Annotated in this window: 21 protein-coding genes; 16 read left to right on the top strand and 5 right to left on the bottom strand. The window is 71.5% G+C overall.

From position 1 onward, the window contains the following. Nucleotides 1-89 precede the first annotated feature (89 nt). The 7 genes from ACH4TG_RS30650 (at nucleotide 90) to ACH4TG_RS30620 (ending at nucleotide 7839) form a co-directional block, all read left to right on the top strand. Nucleotides 90-1724 (top strand): ABC transporter substrate-binding protein, encoded by a 1635-nt coding sequence (locus ACH4TG_RS30650; RefSeq protein WP_398245840.1) that lies wholly within the window; start codon nucleotides 90-92, stop codon nucleotides 1722-1724. Nucleotides 1725-1788: 64 nt separating this feature from the next. Continuing rightward, on the top strand, nucleotides 1789-2712 hold the full coding sequence (locus tag ACH4TG_RS30645; protein WP_398245839.1) for an ABC transporter permease: 924 nt from the start codon (nucleotides 1789-1791) through the stop codon (nucleotides 2710-2712). Continuing rightward, nucleotides 2705-3706: an ABC transporter permease gene (locus ACH4TG_RS30640; protein ID WP_398245838.1), complete on the top strand. Its 1002-nt coding sequence runs from the start codon at nucleotides 2705-2707 to the stop codon at nucleotides 3704-3706. The genes ACH4TG_RS30645 and ACH4TG_RS30640 overlap by 8 nt, the downstream gene beginning before the upstream one ends. Nucleotides 3707-3716: 10 nt before the next feature. Next, nucleotides 3717-4757: an ABC transporter ATP-binding protein gene (locus ACH4TG_RS30635; protein WP_398245837.1), complete on the top strand. Its 1041-nt coding sequence runs from the start codon at nucleotides 3717-3719 to the stop codon at nucleotides 4755-4757. Next, on the top strand, nucleotides 4735-5808 hold the full coding sequence (locus ACH4TG_RS30630; protein ID WP_398245836.1) for an ABC transporter ATP-binding protein: 1074 nt from the start codon (nucleotides 4735-4737) through the stop codon (nucleotides 5806-5808). Before ACH4TG_RS30635 ends, ACH4TG_RS30630 begins: the two co-directional genes overlap by 23 nt. A gap of 116 nt (nucleotides 5809-5924) precedes the next feature. Then, nucleotides 5925-6809 (top strand): PP2C family protein-serine/threonine phosphatase, encoded by an 885-nt coding sequence (locus tag ACH4TG_RS30625; RefSeq protein WP_398245835.1) that lies wholly within the window; start codon nucleotides 5925-5927, stop codon nucleotides 6807-6809. Nucleotides 6810-6837: 28 nt separating this feature from the next. Further along, nucleotides 6838-7839 (top strand): MASE1 domain-containing protein, encoded by a 1002-nt coding sequence (locus ACH4TG_RS30620; RefSeq protein ID WP_398245834.1) that lies wholly within the window; start codon nucleotides 6838-6840, stop codon nucleotides 7837-7839. A gap of 70 nt (nucleotides 7840-7909) precedes the next feature. Here ACH4TG_RS30620 and ACH4TG_RS30615 read toward each other — a convergent pair whose 3' ends face one another. The 4 genes from ACH4TG_RS30615 to ACH4TG_RS30600 all read right to left on the bottom strand — a co-directional run bounded on the left by ACH4TG_RS30615 (nucleotide 7910) and on the right by ACH4TG_RS30600 (nucleotide 12018). Next, the gene (locus ACH4TG_RS30615; RefSeq protein WP_398245833.1) at nucleotides 7910-10408 is read right to left on the bottom strand and encodes a hypothetical protein; all 2499 of its coding nucleotides are present in this window, start codon (nucleotides 10406-10408) and stop codon (nucleotides 7910-7912) included. Nucleotides 10409-10562: 154 nt separating this feature from the next. Then, a complete protein-coding gene (locus ACH4TG_RS30610; protein WP_398245832.1) occupies nucleotides 10563-10925 on the bottom strand; it encodes a DUF6113 family protein in 363 nt (120 codons plus the stop codon). After that, nucleotides 10922-11791 carry an N-acetyl-1-D-myo-inositol-2-amino-2-deoxy-alpha-D-glucopyranoside deacetylase gene (gene mshB / locus ACH4TG_RS30605; protein WP_398245831.1) on the bottom strand — a complete coding sequence of 290 codons (870 nt, stop codon included), beginning with the start codon at nucleotides 11789-11791 and terminating at the stop codon, nucleotides 10922-10924. The genes ACH4TG_RS30610 and mshB overlap by 4 nt, the downstream gene beginning before the upstream one ends. Nucleotides 11792-11823: 32 nt before the next feature. After that, entirely contained in the window at nucleotides 11824-12018 is a 195-nt protein-coding gene (locus tag ACH4TG_RS30600; RefSeq protein WP_398245830.1) for a hypothetical protein, read from the bottom strand. A gap of 280 nt (nucleotides 12019-12298) precedes the next feature. Here ACH4TG_RS30600 and ACH4TG_RS30595 point away from each other — a divergent pair, with 280 nt between their 5' ends. Then, nucleotides 12299-14479 (top strand): alpha/beta fold hydrolase, encoded by a 2181-nt coding sequence (locus ACH4TG_RS30595; RefSeq protein ID WP_398245829.1) that lies wholly within the window; start codon nucleotides 12299-12301, stop codon nucleotides 14477-14479. Nucleotides 14480-14628: 149 nt separating this feature from the next. Here the strand turns inward: ACH4TG_RS30595 and ACH4TG_RS30590 are convergent, their stop codons facing one another. Then, nucleotides 14629-15930, bottom strand: coding sequence for a proline-rich domain-containing protein (locus tag ACH4TG_RS30590; protein WP_398245828.1), 1302 nt, complete (start codon nucleotides 15928-15930; stop codon nucleotides 14629-14631). Nucleotides 15931-16390: 460 nt separating this feature from the next. Here ACH4TG_RS30590 and ACH4TG_RS30585 point away from each other — a divergent pair, with 460 nt between their 5' ends. The 8 genes from ACH4TG_RS30585 to ACH4TG_RS30550 all read left to right on the top strand — a co-directional run bounded on the left by ACH4TG_RS30585 (nucleotide 16391) and on the right by ACH4TG_RS30550 (nucleotide 25826). Continuing rightward, the gene (locus ACH4TG_RS30585; protein WP_398245827.1) at nucleotides 16391-17422 is read left to right on the top strand and encodes an ABC transporter permease; all 1032 of its coding nucleotides are present in this window, start codon (nucleotides 16391-16393) and stop codon (nucleotides 17420-17422) included. Nucleotides 17423-17534: 112 nt separating this feature from the next. Further along, the gene (locus tag ACH4TG_RS30580) at nucleotides 17535-19328 is read left to right on the top strand and encodes an ABC transporter substrate-binding protein (protein ID WP_398245826.1); all 1794 of its coding nucleotides are present in this window, start codon (nucleotides 17535-17537) and stop codon (nucleotides 19326-19328) included. Between the two features lie 108 nt (nucleotides 19329-19436). Continuing rightward, nucleotides 19437-20420 carry an ABC transporter permease gene (locus ACH4TG_RS30575; RefSeq protein ID WP_398245825.1) on the top strand — a complete coding sequence of 328 codons (984 nt, stop codon included), beginning with the start codon at nucleotides 19437-19439 and terminating at the stop codon, nucleotides 20418-20420. A gap of 56 nt (nucleotides 20421-20476) precedes the next feature. Continuing rightward, nucleotides 20477-21538: an ABC transporter ATP-binding protein gene (locus ACH4TG_RS30570; protein WP_398245824.1), complete on the top strand. Its 1062-nt coding sequence runs from the start codon at nucleotides 20477-20479 to the stop codon at nucleotides 21536-21538. A gap of 22 nt (nucleotides 21539-21560) precedes the next feature. Next, nucleotides 21561-22676, top strand: coding sequence for an ABC transporter ATP-binding protein (locus ACH4TG_RS30565; RefSeq protein ID WP_398245823.1), 1116 nt, complete (start codon nucleotides 21561-21563; stop codon nucleotides 22674-22676). 192 nt (nucleotides 22677-22868) lie between these two features. Then, a complete protein-coding gene (locus tag ACH4TG_RS30560; RefSeq protein WP_398245822.1) occupies nucleotides 22869-23849 on the top strand; it encodes an ABC transporter ATP-binding protein in 981 nt (326 codons plus the stop codon). Next, nucleotides 23846-24586, top strand: a complete 741-nt coding sequence (locus tag ACH4TG_RS30555) for an ABC transporter permease (protein ID WP_398245821.1) — start codon at nucleotides 23846-23848, stop codon at nucleotides 24584-24586. The genes ACH4TG_RS30560 and ACH4TG_RS30555 overlap by 4 nt, the downstream gene beginning before the upstream one ends. Before the next feature lie 7 nt (nucleotides 24587-24593). Then, nucleotides 24594-25826, top strand: coding sequence for a sensor histidine kinase (locus ACH4TG_RS30550; protein WP_398245820.1), 1233 nt, complete (start codon nucleotides 24594-24596; stop codon nucleotides 25824-25826). The last annotated feature ends 8 nt before the right edge of the window (nucleotides 25827-25834 follow it).

Raw genomic sequence — 25834 nt, 5'->3', positions numbered from 1 at the left:
GCGACACGAGTACGAATGAGTGCGGGTTTGACCTGATTGCGGTGTGATGGGTCATGAAGTCTCATTTGTGACCATCGAGGAGGCAGCCGATGCACGGAGCCACACGCGTGAAGTGGGCCGCAGGGGCGGTGGTGGTCGCCCTCGCGGCCGGCGCCTGCGGCGGCGGCAGCAGCGGGAGCGGTGGCAGCGGCAACGGCATCGTGCGTGCCTCGTGGGGCGACCCCCAGAACCCGCTGGAGCCGGCCGACACCAACGAGGTGCAGGGCGGCAAGGTGCTCGACATGATCTTCCGGGGCCTGAAGAAGTACAACCCGAAGACCGCCGCGGCCGAGAACTGGATCGCCCAGTCGATCACCACCAGCGACTCGCAGACCTTCGACATCAAGCTCAAGCCGGGCTGGACGTTCAGCAACGGCGAGCCGGTGAACTCCGACTCGTTCATCAACGCCTGGAACTACGGCGCGGCCCTGAAGAACGCTCAGCTCAACGCGTCGTTCTTCGCGCCCATCGCCGGCTACGCCCAGGTACACCCGGACACCAGCGGCGCGTCGGCCGTCACGGACAAGCTGTCGGGTCTGCACAAGGTCTCGGACACCGAGTTCACGGTCAAGCTCAGCTCGAAGTTCGCGCTGTTCCCCGACACCCTCGGATACTCCGCGTTCTACCCGCTGCCCCAGGCGTTCTTCACCAACCACTCCGCGTGGCTGCAGAAACCAATCGGCAACGGTCCGTACGAGATCCAGTCCTACACCAAGGGCACCGGGATGAACCTGGTGAAGTGGGACGGCTACAAGGGCTCAGACGCGGCCGCGAACAAGGGCGTGGACCTGCGCGTCTACACCGACAACAACACCGCGTACACCGACCTGCAGGCCGGCAACCTCGACCTGGTCGACGACATCCCCGCCACGCAGTTGAAGAACGTCAAGAGCGACCTGGGCAGCCGGTACATCAACGAGCCGGCCGGCATCATCCAGACCATCGCCTTCCCGCTCTACAGCTCCCGCTGGAACACCGCGAACTCGGCGAAGGTGCGGCAGGGCCTGTCGATGGCGATCAACCGCCAGCAGATCACCCAGCAGATCTTCCAGAACACCCGCACCCCGGCGAGCGACTGGACCTCCCCGGTGCTCGGTGACGCCGGCGGCTTCAAGCAGGGCCTGTGCGGCCAGGAGTGCACGTACAACCCCACCAAGGCCAAGCAGATGATCGCGCAGGCCGGCGGCCTGCCCGGCGGCCACATCACCATCTCGTACAACGCCGACACCGGCTCCCACAAGGAGTGGGTGGACGCGGTCTGCAACAGCATCAACAACGCGCTGGGCAACAACACCGCGTGCGTCGGCGCCCCGGTCGGCACCTTCGCCGACTTCCGGAACAAGATCACCAACAAGCAGATGAACGACCCGTTCCGGGCCGGCTGGCAGATGGACTACCCGCTGATCCAGGACTTCCTGCAGCCGCAGTACTACACCAACGCCTCGTCGAACGACTCGCACTACAGCAACGCCAACTTCGACAACCTGGTCAACCAGGCCAACGCGGCGAGCAGCACCTCCGAGTCCGTCTCGAAGTTCCAGGACGCGGAGAAGCAGCTGGTGATCGACATGCCGGCGATCCCGCTCTGGTACCAGAACGGCAGCGCGGGCTACTCGACGAGCGTCAGCAACGTGTCGCTCAACCCGTTCAGCGTCCCCGTCTACAACGAGATCAAGGTCAGTTGACGCCGGCCGGAGGCCGCACCGGGACCGCCCGGTGCGGCCTCCGCCCGCCTTCCCGGGAGGCCCCATGGGACGCTATGTGATCCGGCGGCTGCTGCAGATGATCCCCGTCTTCATCGGCAGCACGTTCCTGATCTTCTTCATGGTGTACGCGCTCGGCGACCCGGTGGCCGCGCTCTTCGGCGACCGCGCCCCCGATCCGGCGACCGCCGCGCAGATCCGGCACGACCTCTACCTCGACCACTCGCTGCCGGCCCAGTACGTGCACTACATGGGCAACCTGTTCCGGGGGGACTTCGGGCAGGCCTTCAACGGGCAGTCGGTGATCGACCTGATGCGCGCCGCGTTCCCGGTGACCATCCGGCTGACCATCGTCGCGATCTTCTTCGAGATCATCATCGGCATCACGCTGGGCGTGATCACCGGCATGAAGCGCGGCAAGCCCGTCGACACCGGAGTGCTGCTGCTGACCCTGGTGGTCATCTCGGTGCCCACCTTCGTCACCGGCTACGTGCTGCAGTACGTCTTCGGCGTGCAGTTGAAGTGGACCGCGCCCTCGGTCTCGCCCAGCGCCCCGCTGAACGAGCTGATCCTGCCGGGCCTGGTGCTCGCGCTGGTCTCGCTGGCCTACGTCACCCGCCTCACCCGCACCTCCATCGCCGAGAACACCCGCGGCGACTACGTGCGGACCGCCGTCGCCAAGGGCCTGCCGCGGCACCGGGTGGTCATCCGCCACCTGCTGCGCAACTCGCTGATCCCCGTGGTGACGTTCATCGGCACCGACATCGGCGCGCTCATGGGCGGCGCCATCGTCACCGAGCGGATCTTCAACATCCACGGCGTCGGCTACAACCTCTACCAGGGCATCCTGCGCAACAACGCGCCGACCGTCGTCGGCTTCGTCACCGTCCTCGTCCTGGTCTTCCTGATCGCGAACCTGCTCGTCGACCTGCTCTACGCGGTCCTGGACCCGAGGATTCGGTATGCCTGAGAAAGACCCGCTCGAGCCCATCGACCCCAGCCAGGGGCCGATGGCACCGGCCGGCGGCTACGGCGGCGGGTTCGACCTGGCCAACGCCGACGCGGAGACGCTGGAGACGCCGCCGGGCCACGAGCAGGAGCCGGGCGGGCCGGGCGGAAAGCCGCGCAGCCTGTGGTCCGACGCCTGGCACGACCTGCGGCGCAACCCGATCTTCATCATCTCCGCGCTGATCATCCTGTTCCTGGTCTTCATCTCGCTGTGGCCCGGGGTCATCGCCACCCAGGACCCGCTCAAGGCCAACCTCGCCAAGGCCCAGGCCGGTCCGGAACCCGGGCACCCGTTCGGCTTCGACAGCCAGGGCCGCGACGTCTACACCCGGGTCGTGTACGGGGCCCGCGCCTCGGTCACCGTCGGCGTGTGCGCCACTCTCGGCGTGGTGCTGCTCGGCAGCGTCCTCGGCGGCCTCGCCGGGTTCTTCGGCGGCTGGTGGGACTCGGTCCTCTCCCGGATCAGCGACATCTTCTTCGGCATCCCCGTCATCCTGGGCGGCCTGGTGTTCCTGTCCGTGGTCACCAACAGCACGGTCTGGCCGGTGGTCGGCTTCATGGTGCTGCTGGGCTGGCCGCAGATCGCCCGTATCGCCCGCGGCTCGGTGATCACCGCCCGCCAGAACGACTACGTGCAGGCCGCCCGGGCCCTCGGCGCGGGCAACAGCCGGATGCTGCTGCGGCACATCGCGCCGAACGCCGTCGCCCCCGTCATCGTCGTCGGCACCATCGCGCTCGGCACCTACATCGCCCTGGAGGCCACGCTCTCCTACCTGGGCGTCGGACTGAAACCGCCGACCGTCTCCTGGGGCATCGACATCTCCGACGCCTCCAACCAGATCCGCAACGCGCCGCACATGCTGCTGTGGCCGGCCGGCGCGCTGAGCCTGACCGTGCTGGCGTTCATCATGCTCGGCGACGCGGTCCGCGACGCCCTCGACCCCAAGCTGCGCTGAGGAGCACGCGATGGCCACCAGTGCCGAGTTGAGCCCGGAACCCGTCGGCGAGGGCGAGGGCCCGCTGCTGGACGTCCGGGACCTGCACGTGGAGTTCCGCACCCGCGAGGGCGTCGCCAAGGCCGTGAACGGCGTCAACTACTCGGTGCAGGCCGGGGAGACGCTGGCGGTGCTCGGCGAGTCCGGGTCCGGCAAGTCCGTCACCGCGCAGGCCATCATGGGCATCCTGGACTCCCCGCCCGGATTCGTCACCGGCGGCCAGGTGATCTTCCAGGGCCGGGACCTGCTCACCCTCAGCGGCGAGGAGCGGCGCAAGGTGCGCGGCGCCCGGATGGCGATGATCTTCCAGGACGCGCTGTCCGCGCTCAACCCGGTGCTGAACGTGGGCGAGCAGCTCGGCGAGATGTTCATCGTGCACCGCGGGATGTCGCGCAAGGACGCCCGGGCCAAGGCGGTCGAGCTGATGGAGCGGGTGCGCATCCCGGCAGCCCGCGAGCGCGTCCGGCAGTACCCGCACCAGTTCTCCGGCGGTATGCGGCAGCGCGTGATGATCGCCATGGCGATGGCGCTGGAACCCGAACTGATCATCGCCGACGAGCCGACGACCGCGCTCGACGTCACCGTGCAGGCCCAGGTCATGGAGCTGCTCGCGGACCTGCAGCGCGAGTACAACATGGGCCTGATCCTGATCACCCACGACCTCGGCGTCGTCGCCGACGTCGCCGACAAGATCGCCGTGATGTACGCCGGGCGGATCGTCGAGACCTCGCCGGTCCACGACATCTACCGGGCGCCCGCCCACCCCTACACCCGGGGCCTGCTCGACTCCATCCCGCGCGTCGACCAGAAGGGGCAGGAGCTGTACGCGATCAAGGGCCTGCCGCCCAACCTGCTGCACATCCCGCCCGGGTGCGCCTTCAACCCGCGCTGCCCCCTCGCCCAGGACGTGTGCCGTACCGACGTGCCCCCGCTGTACCGGGTGAGCGCGACCCGCGCCAGCGCCTGCCACTTCTGGAAGGAGACCCTCGGTGAGTCAGCCGACAACGCATGAGCCGGCGCCGGCCCGGGCCACCACCCGCGAACCGATCCTCGAAGTGCGGGGCCTGGTCAAGCACTTCCCCCTCACCCAGGGCATCCTGTTCAAGAAGCAGATCGGCGCGGTCAAGGCCGTCGACGGCGTCGACTTCGACCTGTTCCCCGGCGAGACGCTGGGCATCGTCGGCGAGTCCGGCTGCGGCAAGTCCACCGTCGCCAAGCTGGTGATGAACCTGGAGCAGCCGACGGCCGGTTCGATCCGCTACAAGGGCCAGGACATCAGCAAGCTGTCCGGGCGCGCGCTGAAGGCGGTACGCCGCAACATCCAGATGGTGTTCCAGGACCCGTACACCTCGCTCAACCCGCGGATGACGGTCGGCGACATCATCGGGGAGCCGTTCGAGATCCATCCCGAGGTGGCGCCGAAGGGCGACCGGCGCCGGCGGGTGCAGGAGCTGCTGGACGTCGTCGGCCTGAACCCGGAGTACATCAACCGCTACCCGCACCAGTTCTCCGGCGGCCAGCGGCAGCGCATCGGCATCGCCCGCGGGCTCGCCCTGCGCCCGGAGATCATCGTCGCGGACGAGCCGGTGTCGGCGCTCGACGTGTCCGTGCAGGCGCAGGTGGTCAACCTGATGGAACGGCTGCAGGACGAGTTCCAGCTGTCGTACATGTTCATCGCGCACGACCTGTCGATCGTGCGGCACATCTCCGACCGGGTCGGGGTGATGTACCTCGGCAAGATCGTCGAGGTCGGCGCGGACGCCGCGATCTACGAGCACCCCACCCACCCCTACACCCAGGCCCTGCTGTCCGCGGTCCCGGTCCCCAACCCGGAGGCCCGCGAGCAGCGCGAGCGGATCATCCTGGCCGGCGACGTGCCGTCCCCGGCGAACCCGCCGTCCGGCTGCCGCTTCCGCACCCGCTGCTGGAAGGCCCAGGAGAAGTGCGCCCTGGAGGAGCCGCCGCTGGCCGTCCCCGCGGTCTTCCGCGGCACCGGCGGCCCGGCCGAGCACGAGTCGGCCTGCCACTTCGCCGAGGAGAAGCAGATCGTCCCCGAGGACTGAGGCCGCGCCGCCGACCCGGCGGTGCGGCCGGCCGGCTCGGCGGCCACCGGGTGCGCGCAGGATACCCGGGCTATGGTGAAGAGGCAGGAGCAGTCGCAGACCCCCTGGGAACGGCCATGCGCGAACGCGGGCGGCAGACGCAGCACCGGGACGGCCCCCAGTACCGGGACCAGCCCGACGGAGTCCTGCCCACCGCGAGCACCCAGGAGCTGCTCAGCACCCTGGGCGATCTCGTCGACGAGGCGCTCCAGCGGATCAAGGTCGAGCGGACCCGGGTCGAGCTGGCCCTGGCCCTGCAGCGGCACATGCTCCCACCCGAGCTGCCCCGCGTGGACCGGCTGCAGCTGGCGGCCCGCTACGCGCCCTCACAGCGCGGCCTGGACGTCGGCGGCGACTGGTACGACGCGTTCGCCATGGCCGACGGGACCGTGGGCCTGGCCATCGGCGACGTCCAGGGCCACGACGTGGAGGCCGCCGCGTTCATGGGGCAGATCAGGGTCGGGCTGCGCGCGCTGGCGGGCGCCACCAGCGACCCCGGCGAGGTCCTCGGCCACGCCAATGACCTGCTGGTCTCCATGGGCGGCGGCCTCTTCGCCACCTGCTGCTTCCTCCGCTTCGACCCGCAGACCGGCTGCCTCGACCTGGCCCGCGCCGGCCACATCCCGATGGTGTGGGCCTGCGGGGACGGCCGGTGGGGCATCGCCTACGACCGCGGCGGGCCGCCGCTGGGCGTGCTGGCCGGCGAGCGGTACCCGGTCACCCGCCGGCAGGTGCTCGTCGCCGGATCGCTGGTGCTGCTCACCGACGGCGTGGTGGAGGGACCGGACTGCTCGATCACCAGCGGCCTGGACGAGGTCGCCCACCGGGTGCGCACCGGCTACCTGACCGACGCGGGCGAGCTGGCCGAGCAGGTCATCGGGGTGGCCGAGCGCACCGGGCACGAGGACGACGCGGCCGTGCTCGTCGCGCGCTACGACGGCCCGGCCCTGCGAGCCGCCTGACGCCGCGAGCAATCCGGATTATGGCGTTATGTTCGGAAACATGCTGGACCCCGGCCCTGCCCGCACCCACCGCCTCCCCGGTGTGCGCGAGCTCGCCCGGGGGCCGGTCCTGCCGATCGTGCTGCTCACCGCCGCGTACTACGGCACCGCGCGGCTCGGCCTGCTCGAACAGCTGGTCCGCGGCCAGGTCACCCCGCTGTGGCCGCCGACCGGCCTGGCGCTGACCGCGCTGCTGGTGTTCGGGACGCGCATCTGGCCCGGCATCGCGCTGGGCGCCTTCACCGTGAACGTCACCCTCGGCCCGTCGATCGCCGTCGTGGTGGCCATCACCGCGGGCAACACCGCGGCCCCGCTCGCCGCGTACCTGCTGCTGCGCCGGGCCGGCTTCCACATCGAGCTGGACCGCCTGCGGGACGCCCTCGCGCTGATCTTCCTGGGCGCGCTCGGCGCCATGCTGATCAGCTCGGTCGTCGGCTCCTCGGCACTGCTGCTCTCCGGAGCCCTGGCGGCGGCCGACTACTGGCAGACCTGGTCCGTGTGGTGGACCGGCGACGCGATGGGCGTGCTGGTGGTGACGCCCTTCCTGCTGGTGCTGTACCAGGCCCTGACCCGCCGCGGGTGGCCCGCCCTCAGCGGCGCCCGCTGGGCCGAGGCGGCCGCGCTCGCCGCGGCCACCCTCGGCATCGGCTACCTGGTGACCGGCGCCGGACCGACCTCGCTGCTCTTCCTGGTCTCACCGCTGCTGATCTGGGCGGCGTTCCGCTTCCGGCTGTCGGGCGCCGCGCCCTGCGCGCTGGTCCTCTCCACGCTGGCCATCATCGCCGCGACCCGCGGCACCGGGCCGTTCGCCCACCACGACGTGCTGCGCAACATGGTCACCCTGCAGGCGTTCAACGGCGTGACGGCGCTGACCGGGCTGCTGCTGTCGGCCGTCATCGCCGAACGCGCCCGCACCCACGACGAGATCCGGCGGCTCTGCAGCCGCCTCCAGGAACTGGTCGACGCCGGGGACCTGCGCCGGGAGGACTGACCCTCCCGGCGCCGCTCCCCGGCGCCTCCCGTGCCGCATGCGTGCGGCCCGCGCCCCGTGGCTGCCCGTGCTACTTGGCGACGTGCGGCAGCGTGACGGTGCGGCCCGCCGGGTCGCTCGAACCCAGCGCCTGGATCAGCGCGGTGGCGACGTCCTGCGCGGTGACCGCGGTCTTGCTGCCGTTGGAGCGCTGGAGCAGCACGCCGTCGAACTTCGTGCCGTACAGCGACTTGAGCACCTTCAGGTCGATGTGCGGGGCGAGCTTGCCCTGCGCGTCCGGCACCATCGTCAGGAACGTGGGCAGCGTGTTGTTGAACGGGATCATGTGCGCGCCGTCGGCCCGCACGACGACCTGGCCGGACATCGCGGTCTTGCCGAACCCGTGGACGGCCTTGTCCAGCTCGGCCTGGGTGACCTTCGGCGGGACGGTCGTCACGGCGAGGGAGACCGCTTGGTCGGCGCCGGTCTCGGCCCGGGTCCGGTAGGCGGCGGCGACCTGGGCGGCCGCGGCGTTGACGTCGAAGGACGTGCCGGACGTGCCGGGCACGGCGATCGCCTTGTGGTTCGAGAAGCGGACCATGCCGTCGCTGCCGCTGCTGTTCCTGCCGGCGATCCCCTGGAGCGCCGCCTTCAGCTTGTCGTTGTCCACGCGTATCACCGCGTCCGCGGCCTTGCTGCCGCCGAACAGCGAGCCGATCACCGACACCGGGTTGTAGTCGGTGTGCGCGACGGCGCGGACGGTGGCGTCGGTGTCGACGGTCAGGCCCGCCACCGACGGCTTGAGCGACTGCTTCTTGCCGCCGATGGTCAGGGTCAGCGGCGCGGTGGTGCGGTTCCCCAGCGCCTTCGTCAGCTTCTGGGAGGCCGCGTCCTTGGTCATGTTGCCGATGTCCACGCCGAGCACGGTGGTGCCGCGGGGGACTTCGGCGTGGTTCATCAGCAGGCCCGCGCCGTAGGCGAGCACCAGCACGGCGCCGATCCCGGCACCGGCCAGCACCGCCTTGTTACGGCCCTTGCCCTTGCTCTTGCCGGCGGCGGCCGGGACGCGCTCGGGTGCCGGAGCGGGCGCCGGGCCCTGACCGGGCAGCGGGCCACGGGTCTCGCCCGGCGGGACCGCCGGGATGCCGCTGACCAGCGTGTCGCCCGACAGGCGCTCTCCGGGCGGACCGCCGGGGCCGCCGGGACCACCCGGGCGGGCGGGACCGCCGGGCGCCGGCGGGCGGAAGCCGTTCGGGCCGCCGGGGCCCGCGGCGCCGGGGCCCCCGGGACCGCCGGTCATGTTCGGGCCGCCCGGGCCGGGCAGGCCGCTCGTGAGCCCCGGGCCGCCCGGCCCGGACGGGGTGTACGGCGGCACCGGCATGGGCCCGGTCGCGGGACCGGTCGTGGGGCCCGCGGGTGGCGCGAACGGCGCCGCGGCGGCCGCGTCGAACGGTGCCTTAGGGCTGGCGAGCGGGTCGACCGGGCGCGGCACGCCGGGCGGGAAGTCCTCGGTGCCGAACGGGGCGGGGATGCCCGCGGCCGGGGTGTCGTGCGGGCCGCGCTGCCCCGGGCCGACAGCGCCGGGCCCGGCGGGGCTGCCGGTGCCGACCGGAGGCGGCAGGAAGGCGCCGGTCGTCGAGCCCGTGTCGGACTCGGGGAACGCGTCCGGGCCGGGGAACGGCCGCGGGCCCGAGTGGGTGTCGGACTCGGGGAATCCGGAGGGGAACGGGTGCGGGCCGGATCCCGTGTCGGACTCCGGGAACGCGTTCAGGCCGCCGAACGGGTGCGAGCCCGTGTCGGAGTCGGGGTATCCGTCCGGGGTCGGGAAGGGGTGCGGGCCGGAGCCGGTGTCCGAGTCCGGGAATCCGGGGGTGAAGGGGTGCGGGCCCGAGCCCGTGTCGGACTCCGGGAATCCGGGGGTGAAGGGGTGCGGGCCCGAGCCCGTGTCGGAGTCGGGGAAGGGGCCGGCGGGCGACGGGCGGAAGAAGTCCTCCGGCCCGTTGAAGGGGGCGCTGAACGGCTCGGCGGGGGCGTCCGGCCCGGGTGCGGGGGAGGGCGCGGCGGCCGGGGGCTGCGGGCGGTCGCCGAACGACGGGCCCGGCTCGGGGGCCGCGGGTGCCGCCGGCGGGACCGCCTTGCGGGGCGCGAACCAGTCGCTCGCCTTCTCCGGCTCGGGCTCGGGCTCGGCCGGGGCCGCCGTGGACCCGGTGGCCTCCGCGTCGGCACCTGCCGGGCCGCCCGGACCGCCGGAGGCGAGGTCGGGCGCCTGCGTGCCCTCCTCGACGGGCGTGCGCACGACGACCGGCGGGATCGGCCGCGACCCGGGGATGTTGATCCGGATCCGGGTGGTCAGCGTGGTCTCGGTCCTGGGCTCGTCCGGGGCGGGCTGGTCGGCTCCCGGTGCGCCCGCGCCGTCGGGCGCGGCCGGCTCGGGTGCGCCGTCGGGCGCCGGAGTGCCTGCGGGGCGGGGCCGCTCCTGGGGGTGCAGCGACGGAAACGGGCGGGCGCCGTACGGCGGGGTGCCCGACGGGTACGCGGCACCGCCGCGTCCCTGGGGACCCGAGGACGAACTGTCTGTTTCACGACTCAAAGCAGGCTCTCCCGGTTAGCTTCGCCGCCCTTCACGGTTCCTTCTCGGGCGGCTCGCCGGCGCGCACCACGATACCGACCGGCGTGGAACGGCAACCGTGCTGCGGCGGAACGCTCGGGGTCACCCAACCACGAGCGCCCCCCCACCTGCCAAGTCAGGTCCGGTTGCCACCAGATGAGGGCACATGGGGCACAGTGGCGCATACCACCGCGGACAGGGCGCCGCCGAGCAGGTAGATGTACGGACCGACACCGGCGGCGAACAGGAAGTCGCCTTCCGGCCGGCTGGTGCTCAGCAGGATCACGGACACGACCCACACCGCGGCCGGCACGGCGGCGCCCGCCCGCGACCCGGTGGCCTTCGCCCCGCCGTAGAACAGCGCGACGCAGCCCGCGAGGGCCAGCAGCAGGCCGCCGGGGAACAAGCCCGCCTGGACCAGGGCGCCGGCCGCCGCGACGAACGCGCCCAGCACCCCCAGCAGCACGTACAGGGCGATCCGCCCCGGCCGGGCGGTCACGCCTCGCTCCCGAACAGGTCGGCGGCCGGTCCCTCGCCGGCCGGGGCCGGCGGCTCGCCCTGGACCTGGCGGTAGTACTCGACGGCGAAGAACGGCTGGCCGAGGTCGTTGGAGAGGGCGAAGAACGGTCCGTCCACCGCGATCTGGGTGGCGTGCGCGCGCATCGCGGCGGTCTTGCGGTCGGCGTAGCCGCTGCCGTCGACCGCGACCGTGACGAACTCGTCGGCCACCACCCCGGGCACGTCGTCGACGCCGGCGACGCCCTCGAAGGGGACGTCCGGGCCGGACGCGGCGAGCCGCGCGAAGCCGTCCTCGACGACCGAGCGCGGGTGGCAGATCTCGTAGACGCGGTCGATCCGGTGGCCGCGCTCCGCGGCGAGTTCGGTGCCGCGCAGGGCCACCCGGTGCGCCTGGATGTGGTCGGGGTGCCCGTAGCCGCCGTTGCCGTCATAGGTGACGAGCACCTGCGGCCGGACCTCCAGGACGACGTCGGCGAGATGCCCCGCGGCCTCGTCCAGGTCCGCCTGCCAGAAGCAGCCCGGCACCTCGTTCTGCGCGGTGCCCATCATCCCGGAGTCGCGGTAGCGGCCGGCGCCGCCCAGGAAGCGGTGGTCGGTGACCCCCAACTCGGCCATCGCCGAGGCCAGTTCGCCGATCCGGTGGGTACCGAGGGTGTCGTCCCGGTCGGCCGCGAGATGGGCCAGCTCAGGCGGGATCACCTCGCCCTCCTCGCCCAGCGTGCAGGTGACCAGGGTGACGAGCGCGCCTTCGGCCGCGTACTTGGCCATGGTGGCGCCGTTGTTGATCGTCTCGTCGTCCGGATGGGCGTGGACGAGCAGCAGCCGCCTGGCGGGATGGTCGGTCATGGGGGAAGCCTACGTCCCGCCCGCGCGTGCCCTCAGAACTTGATGTTGGAGATGGTCTGCGCGACGTTGTTGGTGAGGTCGGTGATCTGTGGCGCCCACGACGAACTCGCCAGATAGAACCCGAGCAGCGTGCACGCGACTGCGTGCCCGGCCTTGAGCCCGGAACGGCGGATCAGCAGAACGACGACGATCAGCAGCAGCAGCACCGCCGAGATCGAGAGTGCCACAGCGGCTCACCTCCCAGTACGCAGGGTCATGTCAGTTGCCACATGCTTATTACCCACCCACGGCTACGGATCATAACTTTCCGTGCGACCGCATAGGTCGGGGCACGGAAGCACGCGGGGGCGCATGACGTGATCCGGCCATCCGCCTCCCGGCACCGGGATCGCGTGCCGGCGCGCGGCCGCGCACGGCCGCGCTGGTCAGCGCCGAGCGGGGGAGCAGGACGGGCGGCGCGCGGAAATCGGGCGGCGATTGTCGGAGCCACCCTCTAGTGTCACGGATATGACCTACCTCTCATTCCCGCGGCAGCACGCACGGACGCAGCGGTTCACCCTCGGGGTGCCGCGGGGCTTCGTGGTGGCGCCCCGGGAACCCGGCGGCGAGGGCGACGCCGGGGGGCGGGTGGTGTTCGTCAGGGCGCGAGCGGGGAGCGGGAGTTCGGCGGACGGCGGGGGCGGCGAGCACCTGCTGTGGGTGCTGGACCTGACGGCCGGCGGGGACGCGGTCGAGCGCGTCGCGGCCGATCCGGTGGCGCTGCTGGGCGGCGCCGACGAGGAGCTGCCGGCCGCCGAGCGGGCCCGCCGCGAGCGCAGCAGGGAGGGCTCCGCGGGCATCGTGGCCTTCGCCACCGACGACGCCGTCGCGACGGCCGCCTTCGCGCTGTCCGGCCGGCTGTTCGTCGCCGGGCTGGCGCCCGGGGCGGACGCGGCACGGGAGTTGGCCGTCCCCGGCCCGGTGGTCGACCCGCGCCCGTCGCCGGACGGCCGCCTCGTCGCGTACACCGCGCAGGGCGCGCTGCGGGTCGTGGAGGCCGCCGGAGCGGGCGACCGGGCGGTCGCCGAGCCGGACGGGGACGGGGTCACCTGGGGCCTCGCGGAGTTCATCGCGGCCGAGGAGATGGGCCGCAGCCGCGGCTACTGGTGGTCGCCCGACAGCACCGCGCTGCTGGCCGCCCGGGTCGACGAGACGCCGGTGCAGCGGTGGTGGATCTCCGAGCCCGCGCACCCCAACCGGGCGCCCGTCGAGGTGGCGTACCCGGCGGCCGGCACCGCCAACGCGGACGTCTCACTGAGCCTGTTCACCCTCGCGGACGGCGCGCGCCGGGACGTGGAGTGGGACCGCGCCCGCTACCCCTACCTCGCCGCCGTGCACTGGTCGGCGAGCGGGGCACCGCTGCTGCTGGTGCAGACCCGCGACCAGCGCGAGCAGCGGTACCTGGAGGTCGACCCGGCGACCGGCGCGACCAGCACCCTCGCCGTCGAGGAAGATCGAATTTGGCTTGATCTTTTCCCCGGTTCTCCGGTCAGGACGCCCGCCGGCGAGCTGGTCCGGATCACCGACGAGAACGGCGCCCGCGTGCTGAAGGTGGGCGAACAGACCCTGACCGGGCCCGAGTTGCACGTCCGCGCGGTGCTCGACGCGGGCGGCCCCGGGGTGCTGGTGTCCGCCTCGGCGGGCGCGGCCGCGGGCGACCCCGAGATCGGCGAGGTGCACGTCTACCGGGTCGACGCCTCCGGCGCCGAGCGCGTCTCCCAGGAGCCCGGCGTGCACGGCGCGGTCCGCTCCGGGGAGCTGACCGTGCTCACCTCCGCGGTCCTGGACCGGCCCGGCTCGGTGACGCGGGTGCTGCGCGACGGCAAGCCCGTCGCCGAGGTCGCCTCGCACGCGGAGACTCCGTCGCTGACCGCCCACCCCCGGCTGCTGGAGGCGGGCGAGCGGCGCATCCCCACCGCGGTGTTCCTGCCGTCCGGCTACCGGGAGTCCGACGGGCCGCTGCCGGTGCTGCTCGACCCGTACGGCGGCCCGCACGGCCAGCGGGTGTACGCGGCGCACAACCCGCACCTGGTGTCCCAGTGGTTCGCCGACCAGGGCTTCGCGGTGATCGTGGCGGACGGCCGCGGCACGCCGGGCCGCTCCCCGGAGTGGGAGAAGTCGATCGCCGGGGACTTCGCGGGGGTGTCCGTCGAGGACCAGGCCGAGGCCCTCGAGGCGCTCTCCGGCATGTTCCCGCTGGACCTGGAGCGGGTCGCGATCCGCGGCTGGTCGTACGGCGGCTACCTCGCGGCGCTGGCCGTGCTGCGCCGCCCCGACGTCTTCCACGCCGCCGTGGTGGGCGCCCCGGTGACCGACCTGCGGCTGTACGACACCCACTACACCGAGCGCTACCTCGGCCACCCCGACGAGCAGCCGGAGGTCTACGACGCGAACGCCGTGGTCACCTCCGAGGGCCTGCGGGACGCCGCGGAGCCGGCCCGGCCGATGATGGTCATCCACGGCCTGGCCGACGACAACGTCCTCGTCGCCCACTCGCTGCGCCTGTCGACGGCGCTGCTGGCCGCCGGCCGCCCGCACGAGGTGCTTCCGCTGTCCGGCGTCACGCACATGACCCCGCAGGAGCAGGTCGCGGAGAACCTGCTGCTGCTCCAGGTGGACTTCCTCAAGCGCTCGCTCGCGCTGGACTGAGGGATCGCCCGCGGCCGGGCGCAAGCCGGCGGCGGTGCGGGACCGGTGACCGGGAAGCCGCCGGGACTTGGGCCTGGGACCTGCCCGGCCGGGACCGGATCAGCCGGTACCGGCCCCGATGCCCCCGCCAGGTCCGGGCCGCGTCCGGGTCAGCGGGAGTCCGAGGGCCAGTCGCGGTGCGGCGGCGGGGGAGCGGCCGGGGGAACGGGCGGAGGCCCGGCGGGCGGCGGCGGGGTCCCGGGCGGCAGATTGGGCGGCAATTCCGGCGCCGGCCCGAAACCCCCGACGCCAGGCGGCTGTTGAGGCACCTGATACCCCTGGGGCGTCGGAGGCTGCTGGTACGGGGAGCCCCAGGCCGGCGGCTGCCCCCCGGCCTGCCAGGCGGGCGGCGGCTGCGGCGTCCACCCCGGGCGGACCGGCCCGGCCGGCGTCGTCGCGGCTTGCGCGAACAGGGCGATCAGCAGCAGCCCGGCGACGACCTGGAACACCGCGAACCCCTGCTCGGCCACCATGTAGCCGGGCATGTTCTTGGTCTTGAACAGCATGTGCGCGTGGTGCCAGTTGCACAGGTCGATCACGCCGTTGAGCAGGACCAGCAGGCCGAGCGCCAGCCCCAGCGGCCGGGCCGCGGGCAACCGCCGGAAGGCCAGCACGGCGCCGAGGACGGCCAGCGCCGCCGTGATCCACGCGGCGTAGGCGAAGGGCGTGTCCAGTAGCGAGGTCAGCGTGCCCTCGCCGGTGATCAGGTGCTTGTACAGATGCGGCGGGTACCCGGAGTCGTCGTACTTCTGGACGTAGTAGACCTGCCAGCCGACGGTCTCCAGCGCGACGGCGAGCAGCGCCAGCCCGCCGACGACCGCCGCGGCCGTCGCGGGCGCCGGCGGCTCCTGCGCCCGCGCGGCGGCCGGGGATGCGGGGCCCGCCGGTCCCGCCGCCGAGAAGCTGGGGATGCTGCGTTCCCGCCCGAGCAGGGCGAGCAGCGCCAGTGCGGCGCCGCCGACCACGAAGGCCACCGAGGTGGTGAGCGCCCGGTCGTGCAGCGGCGCGTCCTTGGCCCAGTCCGCGGTGAAGACCCACAGCCCGGACAGCCGGTAGACCAGGGCGAACAGGCCGGCCGCCAGGAAGGCCCAGGTGCCGGCGGGGCGGCGGCCGGCGACCAGCGCCCCCACGAGCGTGGCCGCCAGCGCCACGTCCAGACCGCTGGTGGCCGGGAACGCCTTGGCCTCGTCGGCGGACTTCAGGCCCAGCCACATCCACACGGTGTCGTGGAGTCCGGCCACGTGGATGTCGCGGACCACCCAGGCGATCTCGACCCCCAGCAGGACCGCGCACACCGCGATCCCGGTGACCCGCGCGCCGGGCGTGAGCCGCCCGCTGACCGTTCCCCCTGCGGGGCCGGATCCGGCCCCCTGTCCGGCGCTTCCCCAGCCGGGTTGCATGCTCTGGTGCATCGGCCTACTTCCCCCATGGGCCTGGTGTTGCCTCAGATATACCCGTCAGGCCCGGGCGGGAACAGCCGATCCGCAAGGGGAAATGGGGGGTTGAGTGGACTCGGCACGCTTTCGCGGGGATGGCCGGCCGGAGCCTCGAACGTCCCCCGGCCGGCCTACGGCACCCGCACGGCCGTACGTTGTTCAGACTGCTCGGTCCGTATATCGGTGTCACGACAGTCAAGTTGCCAGTATGTAAACGCGTTCTGCCCTGACATATCCGATGTGTCCGTTCTTGTCGAACGATGTCAAGCACGTACGGAGGACGATCTGCAAAACCTTCGCTCAAGATGCCAAACAACAAGCTTTCTTCCCCCCGTCACCCCTTGACTGGAAGTTGATTCCATTGCGAAAGTCCGCTCAACCCGCGACGCACGCAAGGCGTCGCAACGCACGCTCTCGGTCCCGGGGGATGTAACCAATGACGAGTCCAAGCCAGGCTGCCGCGGACGGCGACAGCCTCACCCTCGAGCCCGAGGGCATACCCGGCGCACCGGGTGGAAAGGGCACCCCGGATCTCGCCGGACGGACACCGCGCCAGCTGGCATGGCTCCGGTTCAAGCGGGACAAGACCGGCATCGTCTGTGCCGTCATCGTCGCCGGCTTCCTGATCGTCGCGGTGCTCGCGCCGCTGATCACCAAGATCTACGGGCAGAACGCCTACGACCTGTACGGCCAGGACGACGGCCTGCTGAACAGCTACGGTCTGCCCATCGCGCCCAACGGCGGCATCAGCTCCACCCACTGGTTCGGCATCGAGCCCCAGCTGGGCCGCGACGTGTTCGCGCTGCTGCTGTACGGCATCCGCAACTCCCTGGGCATCGCGGCGGTGGTGACACTGATCTCGGTGGTCACCGGTGTGCTCTTCGGCCTGGTCCAGGGCTACATCGGCGGCAAGACCGACTACTTCATGGGCCGCTTCTCGGACTTCATGCTGTCGTTCCCGTCCCAGCTGTTCTTCATCGCGTTCTCCCCGGTCGCCATCTCCCTGTTCGTGGGCGTCGGCGAGCAGGAGGGGTGGTGGGTGCGCCCGCTGGTCCTCGTCGGTGTCCAGTTCCTGCTGGGCTGGATGAGCATCGGCCGCCTGGTGCGCTCCCAGGTACTCAGCCTCCGGGAGCGGGAGTTCGTGGAGGCCGCCCGGATCAGCGGCGCCTCCTCGTGGCGGATCATCCGCAAGGAGCTGCTGCCGAACATCTGGAGCACCATCCTGGTCCAGTCGACCCTGATGCTGCCGGTGTTCGTCACGGCGGAGGCGGGCCTGTCCTTCCTCGGTGTCGGTCTGCTCGCGCCGACCCCGGACTGGGGCCTGATGTTCCAGACGGGTGCCACGTTCTACCAGAGCGACATCACCTTCATGTTCTTCCCCGGTATCGCGATGGTGATCTTCGTGGTCGCCTTCAACCTGCTCGGGGACTCGGTCCGGGACGCTCTCGACCCGAAGACCCTCCGCTAGTCCGCTAGCAGCTTCCAGTTACACCAGTTGTCCAGGTCGGCACACGGGCCCCGTCTCCTGCGGGCACGGACGCCGGCGTCGGTGGCAGTTCACCAGTGACAGGCAGGATTTCATGAGAAACAGCAAGGTTCGCTTGGCGGCAGCCCTCGTGGCAGCCGGCGCGCTGTCGCTGACCGCCGCTTGCAGCAGCGGTAACAGCGGCGGTGGTAACAGCGGCGGCGGCGGCAAGGGCAGCTCGGGGGGCCCCAAGGCGACGGTCCCGAACTACGGCCTCGGCACCGCGGCCGACTCCACCGGCCCGGCTCCGGCCGTCCCCGGTGCGGTCAAGGGCGGCACGGTCCAGGACATGGACCAGGCCGGCTTCGACTACCTGGACCCGGGGCAGCAGTACGTCAGCGACCAGCTGTCGGTCTCGCCCCTCTACGCGCGTACTCTGACCGGGTACAAGATCGACCCGACCACCGGGAAGACGATCCTCGTCGGCGACATGGCCACCGACACCGGCAAGATGTCGGACGGCGGCAAGACCTGGACGTACACCCTCAAGGACGGCCTGAAGTTCGACGACGGCACGCCGATCACGTCGAAGGACGTCAAGTACAGCATCGAGCGGCTGTACGCGGACTTCGAGACCCAGGGCCCGCAGTACCTCCAGTCCTGGCTGTACGGCCCCGACTACCGGAAGCTGTACAAGGGCCCGTACTCCGGCCAGGAGATCCCGGACTCGATCCTCGCCACCCCTGACGAGAAGACGATCGTCTTCCACTTCAAGGAGGCGCACGCCGACGCGCCGTACGCGATGGCGATGCCGGTCACCGCTCCGGTCGAGAAGTCCAAGGACGACAAGGCCGCGTACAACAACCACCCGGTCTCCTCCGGCCCGTACATGATCTCCTCGTACAAGCCGGGCAAGTCGCTGGTCTTCAAGCGGAACCCGTACTGGGACCCGAAGACGGACCCGATCCGCAACGCGTACCCGGACTCGTGGAACTTCCAGCTGGGCATCCAGCAGCCGGGTCTGACGCAGCGCATCATGGCCGGTGCCGGCACCGACAAGAACGCCCTCGACCTGTCCGGTGTGGCCGACCCGTCGCAGATGAGCACCCTGGTCAACGACGCGCAGTACAAGTCGCGCACGGTCAACGAGTACCAGCCGTACGTCGAGACCCTCGACATCAACACCAAGCGCATCACCAACGTCAAGGTGCGCCAGGCCATCGCCTACGCGTTCCCGATGGCGCAGGTGCAGCAGGCGTTCGGTGGCGCGGCGCAGGGCGACCTCGGCACCACGCTGATGAGCCCGACCGTGGCCGGCTGGAAGAAGTTCGACCCGTTCGGCAAGCTCGCCAAGCCGACCGGTGACATCGAGAAGGCCAAGCAGCTCCTGCAGGAGGCCGGCCAGCCGCACCCGAAGCTGGTCTTCCCCTACGCGAACACGCCGCGCTGGCAGAACATCTCGCTGACCGTCGCCAACGCCCTGCAGAAGGCCGGCTTCGAGGTCGTGCGCAAGCCGATCGACCCGACGTCCTTCTACACCGTGGTCGGCAAGGTCAACAACCAGTACGACATCTACCGCACCGGCTGGGGTGCCGACTGGCCGAACGCCTCCACGGTCATCCCGCCGACCATGGACGGTCGCAACCTCCAGGACGGTACGAACAACTACTCGTTCCTGAACGACCCGCACATCAACTCGGAGATCGACCGCATCAAGCAGATCCCCGACCTGAACCAGCAGGCCTCCGAGTGGGAGAAGCTGTCGGAGTACTCCCTGCAGACCGACACCGCCCAGGTGCCGTTCCTGTACGACAAGTACTTCAACATCCACGGCACGGGCCTGGGTGGCGTCACCTTCAACTCGGTGATCGGCACCGTCAACGCCAGCACCGTGTTCGTCAAGCAGTAGTTCCCGCATAGGACGGCCGGCCCCGGCACTCACCGCCGGGGCCGGCCTCCCTCGGATCCGGCCGCGCGGCCGTCCCGCCGGCCCGCGCCCCACGGAAGAGCCTCACCGATGCTCCGTTTCCTCACACGACGCGTCCTCGGCGCGATCGTCATTTTGGTGCTCATCACCCTCGTCACATACTTCATGTTCTTCGTGCTGCCGTCGGATCCGGCGCAGCTCGCCTGCGGCAAGAACTGCTCGAACAAGGACCTCGTCGCGGCGATCCACCACCGCATGGGGCTCGACCAGCCGATCTACCAGCAGTACTTCGACTACATGAAGGGCATCTTCGTCGGCCGGCACATGCCCGACGGACAGAACTGCTCTGCCCCCTGCTTCGGGTTCTCCTTCGTCAACGACCAGCCCATCTGGCCGATCCTGAAGGACCGCTACCCGACCACGTTCTCGCTGGCCATCGGCGGATCCGCGGCGTTCCTCATCATCGGCGTCGGCCTGGGCATGCTGGCCGCCTGGCAGCAGGGCAAGGCGTTCGACCGCGTCGCCAGCTCGATCTCGCTGCTCGGCAACTCGGTCCAGATCTACTTCATCGGCCCGCTGGCCATCGCGCTGTTCGCCGACCACCTCGGCTGGTTCGACCACGGGCACGACCCGACGTGGACGTCCGACCCGATCGGCTCGCTCAACGGCCTGGTGCTCCCCTGCCTGGTGATGTCGGTCATCTTCTGGTCCAACTACAGCCGCCAGACCCGCTCCCTGATGGTCGAGCAGCTCTCCGAGGACCACATCCGCACCGCCCGCGCCAAGGGCATGGGCTCCAAGTACGTGTTCTACCGGTACGCGCTGCGCGGTGCCGCCGCGTCCATCATCACCATCTTCGGCATCGACCTGGGCAGCGTCTTCGGCGGCGCGATCATCACCGAGGCCACGTTCGGCCTGCACGGACTCGGCAACCTCGCCGTCACCTCGGTGTTCTCGCTCGACCTGCCGATGGAGATGGCCCTGATGATCTTCAGTGCCAGCGCCATCGTGATCTTCAACATCGTCGTCGACGCCGCTTACGCCATCATCGACCCGCGGATCCGGCTCGCGTGACCGCGGCAGCCACGACCCGCCGCGACCAGCGCACCACCCGGTAGGAGAACCCGCCCGTGACCACTCTGACGAAGCCCGAGGCCCAGCCCACGCCTCAGGGATCCGAGCACTTCCTGTCGGTGCGCGACCTGTACGTCCAGTTCGCCACCGAGGACGGCACCGTGAAGGCCGTCGACGGCCTGTCGTTCGACCTCGACCGGGGCAAGACCCTCGGCATCGTGGGCGAGTCCGGCTCCGGCAAGTCGGTCACCAACCTGGCGATCCTGGGCCTGCACAACCCGCGCAACACCACCATCGCCGGCGAGATCGTCCTCGACGGCCAGGAGCTGACCGGCGCCTCCGAGCGGACGCTGGAGAAGCTGCGCGGCAAGAAGATGGCGATGGTCTTCCAGGACTCGCTCACCGCCCTGTCGCCGTACTACACCGTCGGCCGGCAGATCGCCGAGCCCTACATGAAGCACACCGGCGCCTCCAAGAAGGAGGCCAAGGCCAGGGCCGTCGAGATGCTGGCCCGCGTCGGCATCCCGCAGCCGCAGACCCGGGTGGACGACTACCCGCACCAGTTCTCCGGCGGTATGCGCCAGCGCGCGATGATCGCCATGGCGCTGGTCTGCGACCCGGACTTGGTGATCGCCGACGAGCCGACCACCGCGCTCGACGTCACCGTGCAGGCCCAGATCCTCGACCTGCTCAAGGACCTCCAGCAGGAGATGGGCACGGCGATCATCCTGATCACGCACGACCTGGGCGTGATCGCCAACACCGCCGACGACGTCGTGGTGATGTACGCCGGCCGCGCCGTCGAGCGGGGCACGGTGCGGGATATCCTCAAGACGCCGGAGCACCCCTACGCGTGGGGCCTGCTGGGCTCCATCCCCCGGCTGTCGGCGGACGTCGACGTGCCGCTGGCGCCGATCCCGGGCTCGCCCCCGAGCCTGCTGAACCCGCCCTCGGGCTGCCCCTTCCACACCCGGTGCGCCTTCATGGACGCCGTGGGCGGGGACCGCTGCCGCACCGAGCGGCCGCAACTGCCGGACGGGCGGGGGTCCGCGTGCCACCTGACGGCGGACCAGAAGCGTGACATCTTCATCGAGCAGATCCAGCCGCGGCTGCGCTGACCAGGAGTCGAGGGAACAAGCAATGAGTGAACAGCAGACCCTGGACAAGGTCCCGGCTCCGCGCCCCGCGACGGGCGAGCGGCTGCTCGAGGTCACCGGACTGCAGAAGTACTTCCCGATCCACGGCGGCTTCGTCGTAAAGCGCCGGATCGGGGACGTGCGCGCGGTCGACGGCGTCGACTTCCACATCAACGCCGGCGAGGCGCTCGGCATGGTGGGCGAGTCCGGCTGCGGCAAGTCGACCACCGGCCGGCTGGTGACCCGGCTGCTGGAGCCGACCGGCGGCAGCGTCAAGTACGCCGGCCAGGACATCACGCACCACAACCGCAAGCAGCTGGCGCCGATCCGGTCCGAGATCCAGATGATCTTCCAGGACCCGTACGCGTCGCTGAACCCGCGGCAGACCGTGGGCTCGATCATCTCCGCGCCCATGGAGATCAACGACGTCAACCCGACCGGCGGCCGGGAGCGCCGGGTCCGCGAGCTGCTGGAGATCGTCGGCCTCAACCCGGAGCACTACAACCGCTTCCCGCACGAGTTCTCCGGCGGCCAGCGGCAGCGCATCGGTGTGGCCCGCGCGCTGGCCCTGGACCCGAAGCTGATCGTCGCGGACGAGCCGGTGTCCGCCCTCGACGTGTCGATCCAGGCGCAGGTCGTCAACCTGCTGCAGAAGGTGCAGAAGGAACTCGGCATCGCGTTCCTGTTCATCGCCCACGACCTGGCGATCGTCCGGCACTTCTCGCAGCGCATCGCGGTGATGTATCTGGGCAAGATCGTGGAGATCGGCGACCGGGACTCGATCTACAACGGCCCCCGGCACCCGTACACCCACGCGCTGCTGAGCGCCGCGCCCGAGGCCGACCCGGACGACGACGGCCGCGAGCGCATCCGGCTGGCCGGCGACGTGCCCTCGCCGATCAACCCGCCGTCCGGCTGCCGCTTCCGCACCCGCTGCTGGAAGGCGCAGGACAAGTGCGCGACGGAGGAGCCGCCGCTGGTGCAGATCAGCGGGAACCGTGAGGGCCACCTGACGGCCTGTCACTTCCCGGAGGAGCCGACGACCGAAGCGCGCGACGAGGACATCGTCCTCGACCCGGCGCTGGCCGCGATCGAGGAGGCGGCGACTGAGGAGGGCTGAGCCCTCCACCCATTGACCCGGGCTCAGTCCCGGCCTCCTGCGGAAACGGCCCGTACCCGGACACCCCAGATTCACCCGGGTACGGGCCGTGCCATGTCCGCGGCTGGAGACGGCCGTCACATGACATCTGTCATGCGGAAGACACGACCGGCGGCACTGCCGCGCGGGGGACGCAGACGCGACCCTGATGGCATGACCGCACCTGCCGCACAGCCCGGGACCGGGACCCGTCCCGGCGCCACCGGAGAGCACGCCGCCCCGGCGGCGCCCGTCGTCGCCTTCTCCGGCGTCGACAAGAGCTTCGGCTCCGTCAAGGCCGTCGCCGACCTGAGCCTGACGCTGTACCCGGGCGAGACCGTCGCCCTGCTCGGCCCGAACGGCGCGGGCAAGTCGACCACCCTCGACCTGCTGCTGGGGCTGAAGAACCCCGACCACGGCACGGTGCGGGTCTTCGGGCAGACCCCCGCGCAGGCCATCGCGGCCGGCCGGGTCGGCGCGATGCTGCAGACCGGCGGCCTGATGGAGGAGGTCACGGTCCGCGAGCTGGTCCAGCTCGCCTGCGACCTGCACCCGCGGCGCTACCCGGTGGCCGACGTGCTGGCCGCGGCCGGCATCTCCGACATCCACGACCGCAAGGTCAACAAGCTCTCCGGCGGCCAGGAGCAGCGGGTGCGGTTCGCGCTGGCGACCGCCGGCGCCAACGACCTCATCGTGCTCGACGAGCCGACCACCGGCATGGACGTCTCCGCCCGCCAGGCGTTCTGGTCGACCATGCGCGCCCAGGTCGACCAGGGCAGGACCGTGCTGTTCGCCACGCACTACCTGGAGGAGGCCGACGCCATCGCCGACCGCGTCCTGGTGCTCCACCAGGGCCGGCTGATCGCCGACGGCACCGCCGCCGAGATCAAGGCCAGGGCCGGCGCCCGCCGGATCACCTTCGACCTGGACGGCCCGATCGACCTGGAGCGGCTCGGCACGCTGCCGCACCTGGTCGGCCTGGACGTCACCGGCCCCACCGTGCGCATCCGCTCCGACGACGCGGACGCCACCGTGCACGCCGTCTACGGCCTGGGCCTGTACCCGCGGAACCTGGAGGTCGCCGGCCTCGGCCTGGAGCAGGCCTTCCTCGCCATCACCGACGCTGCGACCGCCGAGGAGGCGGGGAACCGATGAAGACCCTGGTCAAGCTGGAGATCATCCGCACCCTGCGGAACCGCAAGTTCATGTTCTTCTCGGTGATGTACCCGGCGATCCTGTTCATGATCGTCAGCCTCAGCTACAAGAAGGACACCGCGGCCGGCACCACCGGGCTGACCGCGGTCGCCTACCTGATGACGGCGATGGCCGCGTTCGGCGCGATGACGGCGGTCCTGATGGGCAACGCCGAGCGGATCGCCCGCGAGCGCGAGAAGGGCTGGGTGCGCCAGCTCCGGCTGACCGCGCTGCCGGGCCGCGGCTACGTCACCGCGAAGATCGCGTCGGCGGCGACCGTCAGCCTCCCGTCGATCGTCATCGTGCTGGTGCTCGGCGCCACCGTGAAGGGCGTCCACCTGGCCGCCTGGCAGTGGATCGGCATCGGCGTCGCCACCTGGGCGGGCAGCCTGGTCTTCGCCGCGCTCGGCGTCGCCATCGGCTACCTCGCCACGGCCGACGCGGCCCGCCCGATCTCGATGATCTTCTACTTCGGCCTGGCGGCGCTGGGTGGCCTGTGGGTGCCGCTCTACACTTTCCCGCACTGGCTGCAGACCATGGCGGGCTACCTGCCCGCGGGACCGTACGCGGCCCTCGGCCGGTCCATCGAGCTGGGCGACGCGCCGCACGCCAAGGACGTCACCGTCCTCGTCGTGTACCTGCTGCTCTTCGCCGGCGCCGCGGCCTGGCTCTACCGCAAGGACACCCGGAAGGCGTGACGACCCGATGAGCTCCGACGAGCGGACGCGGGAGCAGTGGCCACCGTGGCGCGCGCAGGTGGAGGCCGCCGACGCGACCCCCATCGGCCGCCCGCCGGAGAACCGCCGCCAGGCGCTGATCAAGCTGGCCTGGGTCGGCATCTGGCTGGTGTACCTCGGCGCCCCGGTGAGCGAACTGGCGCACGGCACCTACGGGGCCCTGGTGACCACGGCCGCCGCGCTGGGGCTGACCGTCTTCGTCGTCTCCTACCTGGCCCTGGTCTTCCTGCGCACCAACACCCGCGAGACGCCCGAGCGCTGGGTGTACGCGGTGCTGGCCGGGCAGACCGTGCTGTCCACGCTGCTGTCGGCGACGCTCGGCAAGTCCTGGCTGGTGCTTTTTGTGTACGTGGCGGTGGCCTGCGGGGCGGCGCTGCCGGTCCGGCAGGCCCGCTGGGCACTGCCGGCCGTCACCGCGGTGCTGGCGGTCGTCGGGATCAGCGTGGACCGCAGTGGCCATTTCTACCCCGCGCTGCTGATCCCGGCGCTGCTGGGCGGGTTCGCGATGATCGGGGTCAAGCGGCTGGTCCGGACGATGCAGGAACTGCGCGAGGCGCGGGAGACGGTGGCGCACCTGGCCGCCACCGAGGAGCGGCTGCGGCTCGCCCGGGACCTGCACGACCTGCTGGGGCACTCGCTCTCCCTGATCACGCTGAAGAGTGAACTGGCCGGCCGGATGCTGCCGGACCGGCCCGCGGACGCGGCCGAGCAGGTCGCCGACATCGAGAAGGTCAGCCGCCAGGCGCTGGTCGACGTCCGCGAGGCGGTCAGCGGCTACCGCAGGCCCACGCTGGACGCGGAGCTGGCCGGCGCCCGCACGGCGCTGGCCTCGGCCGGCGTCGCCGCCCGGATCCACGCCGACGGCGCCCCTCCGGGGCTCGCCCCGGACGCCGAGGGGGCCCTGGCCTGGGCGCTGCGCGAGGCGGTCACCAACGTGGTCCGGCACAGCGGCGCGAGCACCTGCGTGGTGGCGCTGGCCTCGGAGGACGGCGTGGCCACGCTCACCGTCTCCGACGACGGCCGCGGCCCCGCCGAGGACCACCGGCCGGGCAACGGCCTCACCGGCCTCACCGAACGGCTGATCCTGGCCGGCGGCACCCTGGACACCGCGCGCTCCGGCGACGGCGGCTTCACCCTCAGGGCGTCCGTCCCGCTGGACGCGGCGCCGGTCGTGGCGGAGCGGCACGGCCCGGGCGAGTAGCGCGGGCC

Source organism: Streptomyces sp. NPDC020917 (genome assembly GCF_044333795.1).
Lineage (GTDB): Bacteria > Actinomycetota > Actinomycetes > Streptomycetales > Streptomycetaceae > Actinacidiphila.
This window is presented reverse-complemented; position numbering and strand designations above follow the sequence as displayed.

What these genes read in the sequence shown, in the direction of transcription:
- ACH4TG_RS30650 (WP_398245840.1), top strand. Translation starts at nt 90, where the DNA reads ATGCACGGAGCCACACGCGTGAAGTGGGCCGCAGGGGCGGTGGTGGTC.
- ACH4TG_RS30645 (WP_398245839.1), top strand. Translation starts at nt 1,789, where the DNA reads ATGGGACGCTATGTGATCCGGCGGCTGCTGCAGATGATCCCCGTCTTC.
- ACH4TG_RS30640 (WP_398245838.1), top strand. Translation starts at nt 2,705, where the DNA reads ATGCCTGAGAAAGACCCGCTCGAGCCCATCGACCCCAGCCAGGGGCCG.
- ACH4TG_RS30635 (WP_398245837.1), top strand. Translation starts at nt 3,717, where the DNA reads ATGGCCACCAGTGCCGAGTTGAGCCCGGAACCCGTCGGCGAGGGCGAG.
- ACH4TG_RS30625 (WP_398245835.1), top strand. Translation starts at nt 5,925, where the DNA reads ATGCGCGAACGCGGGCGGCAGACGCAGCACCGGGACGGCCCCCAGTAC.
- ACH4TG_RS30620 (WP_398245834.1), top strand. Translation starts at nt 6,838, where the DNA reads ATGTTCGGAAACATGCTGGACCCCGGCCCTGCCCGCACCCACCGCCTC.
- mshB (WP_398245831.1), bottom strand. Translation starts at nt 11,791, where the DNA reads ATGACCGACCATCCCGCCAGGCGGCTGCTGCTCGTCCACGCCCATCCG.
- ACH4TG_RS30595 (WP_398245829.1), top strand. Translation starts at nt 12,299, where the DNA reads ATGACCTACCTCTCATTCCCGCGGCAGCACGCACGGACGCAGCGGTTC.
- ACH4TG_RS30590 (WP_398245828.1), bottom strand. Translation starts at nt 15,930, where the DNA reads ATGCACCAGAGCATGCAACCCGGCTGGGGAAGCGCCGGACAGGGGGCC.
- ACH4TG_RS30585 (WP_398245827.1), top strand. Translation starts at nt 16,391, where the DNA reads ATGACGAGTCCAAGCCAGGCTGCCGCGGACGGCGACAGCCTCACCCTC.
- ACH4TG_RS30580 (WP_398245826.1), top strand. Translation starts at nt 17,535, where the DNA reads ATGAGAAACAGCAAGGTTCGCTTGGCGGCAGCCCTCGTGGCAGCCGGC.
- ACH4TG_RS30575 (WP_398245825.1), top strand. Translation starts at nt 19,437, where the DNA reads ATGCTCCGTTTCCTCACACGACGCGTCCTCGGCGCGATCGTCATTTTG.
- ACH4TG_RS30565 (WP_398245823.1), top strand. Translation starts at nt 21,561, where the DNA reads ATGAGTGAACAGCAGACCCTGGACAAGGTCCCGGCTCCGCGCCCCGCG.
- ACH4TG_RS30560 (WP_398245822.1), top strand. Translation starts at nt 22,869, where the DNA reads ATGACCGCACCTGCCGCACAGCCCGGGACCGGGACCCGTCCCGGCGCC.
- ACH4TG_RS30555 (WP_398245821.1), top strand. Translation starts at nt 23,846, where the DNA reads ATGAAGACCCTGGTCAAGCTGGAGATCATCCGCACCCTGCGGAACCGC.
- ACH4TG_RS30550 (WP_398245820.1), top strand. Translation starts at nt 24,594, where the DNA reads ATGAGCTCCGACGAGCGGACGCGGGAGCAGTGGCCACCGTGGCGCGCG.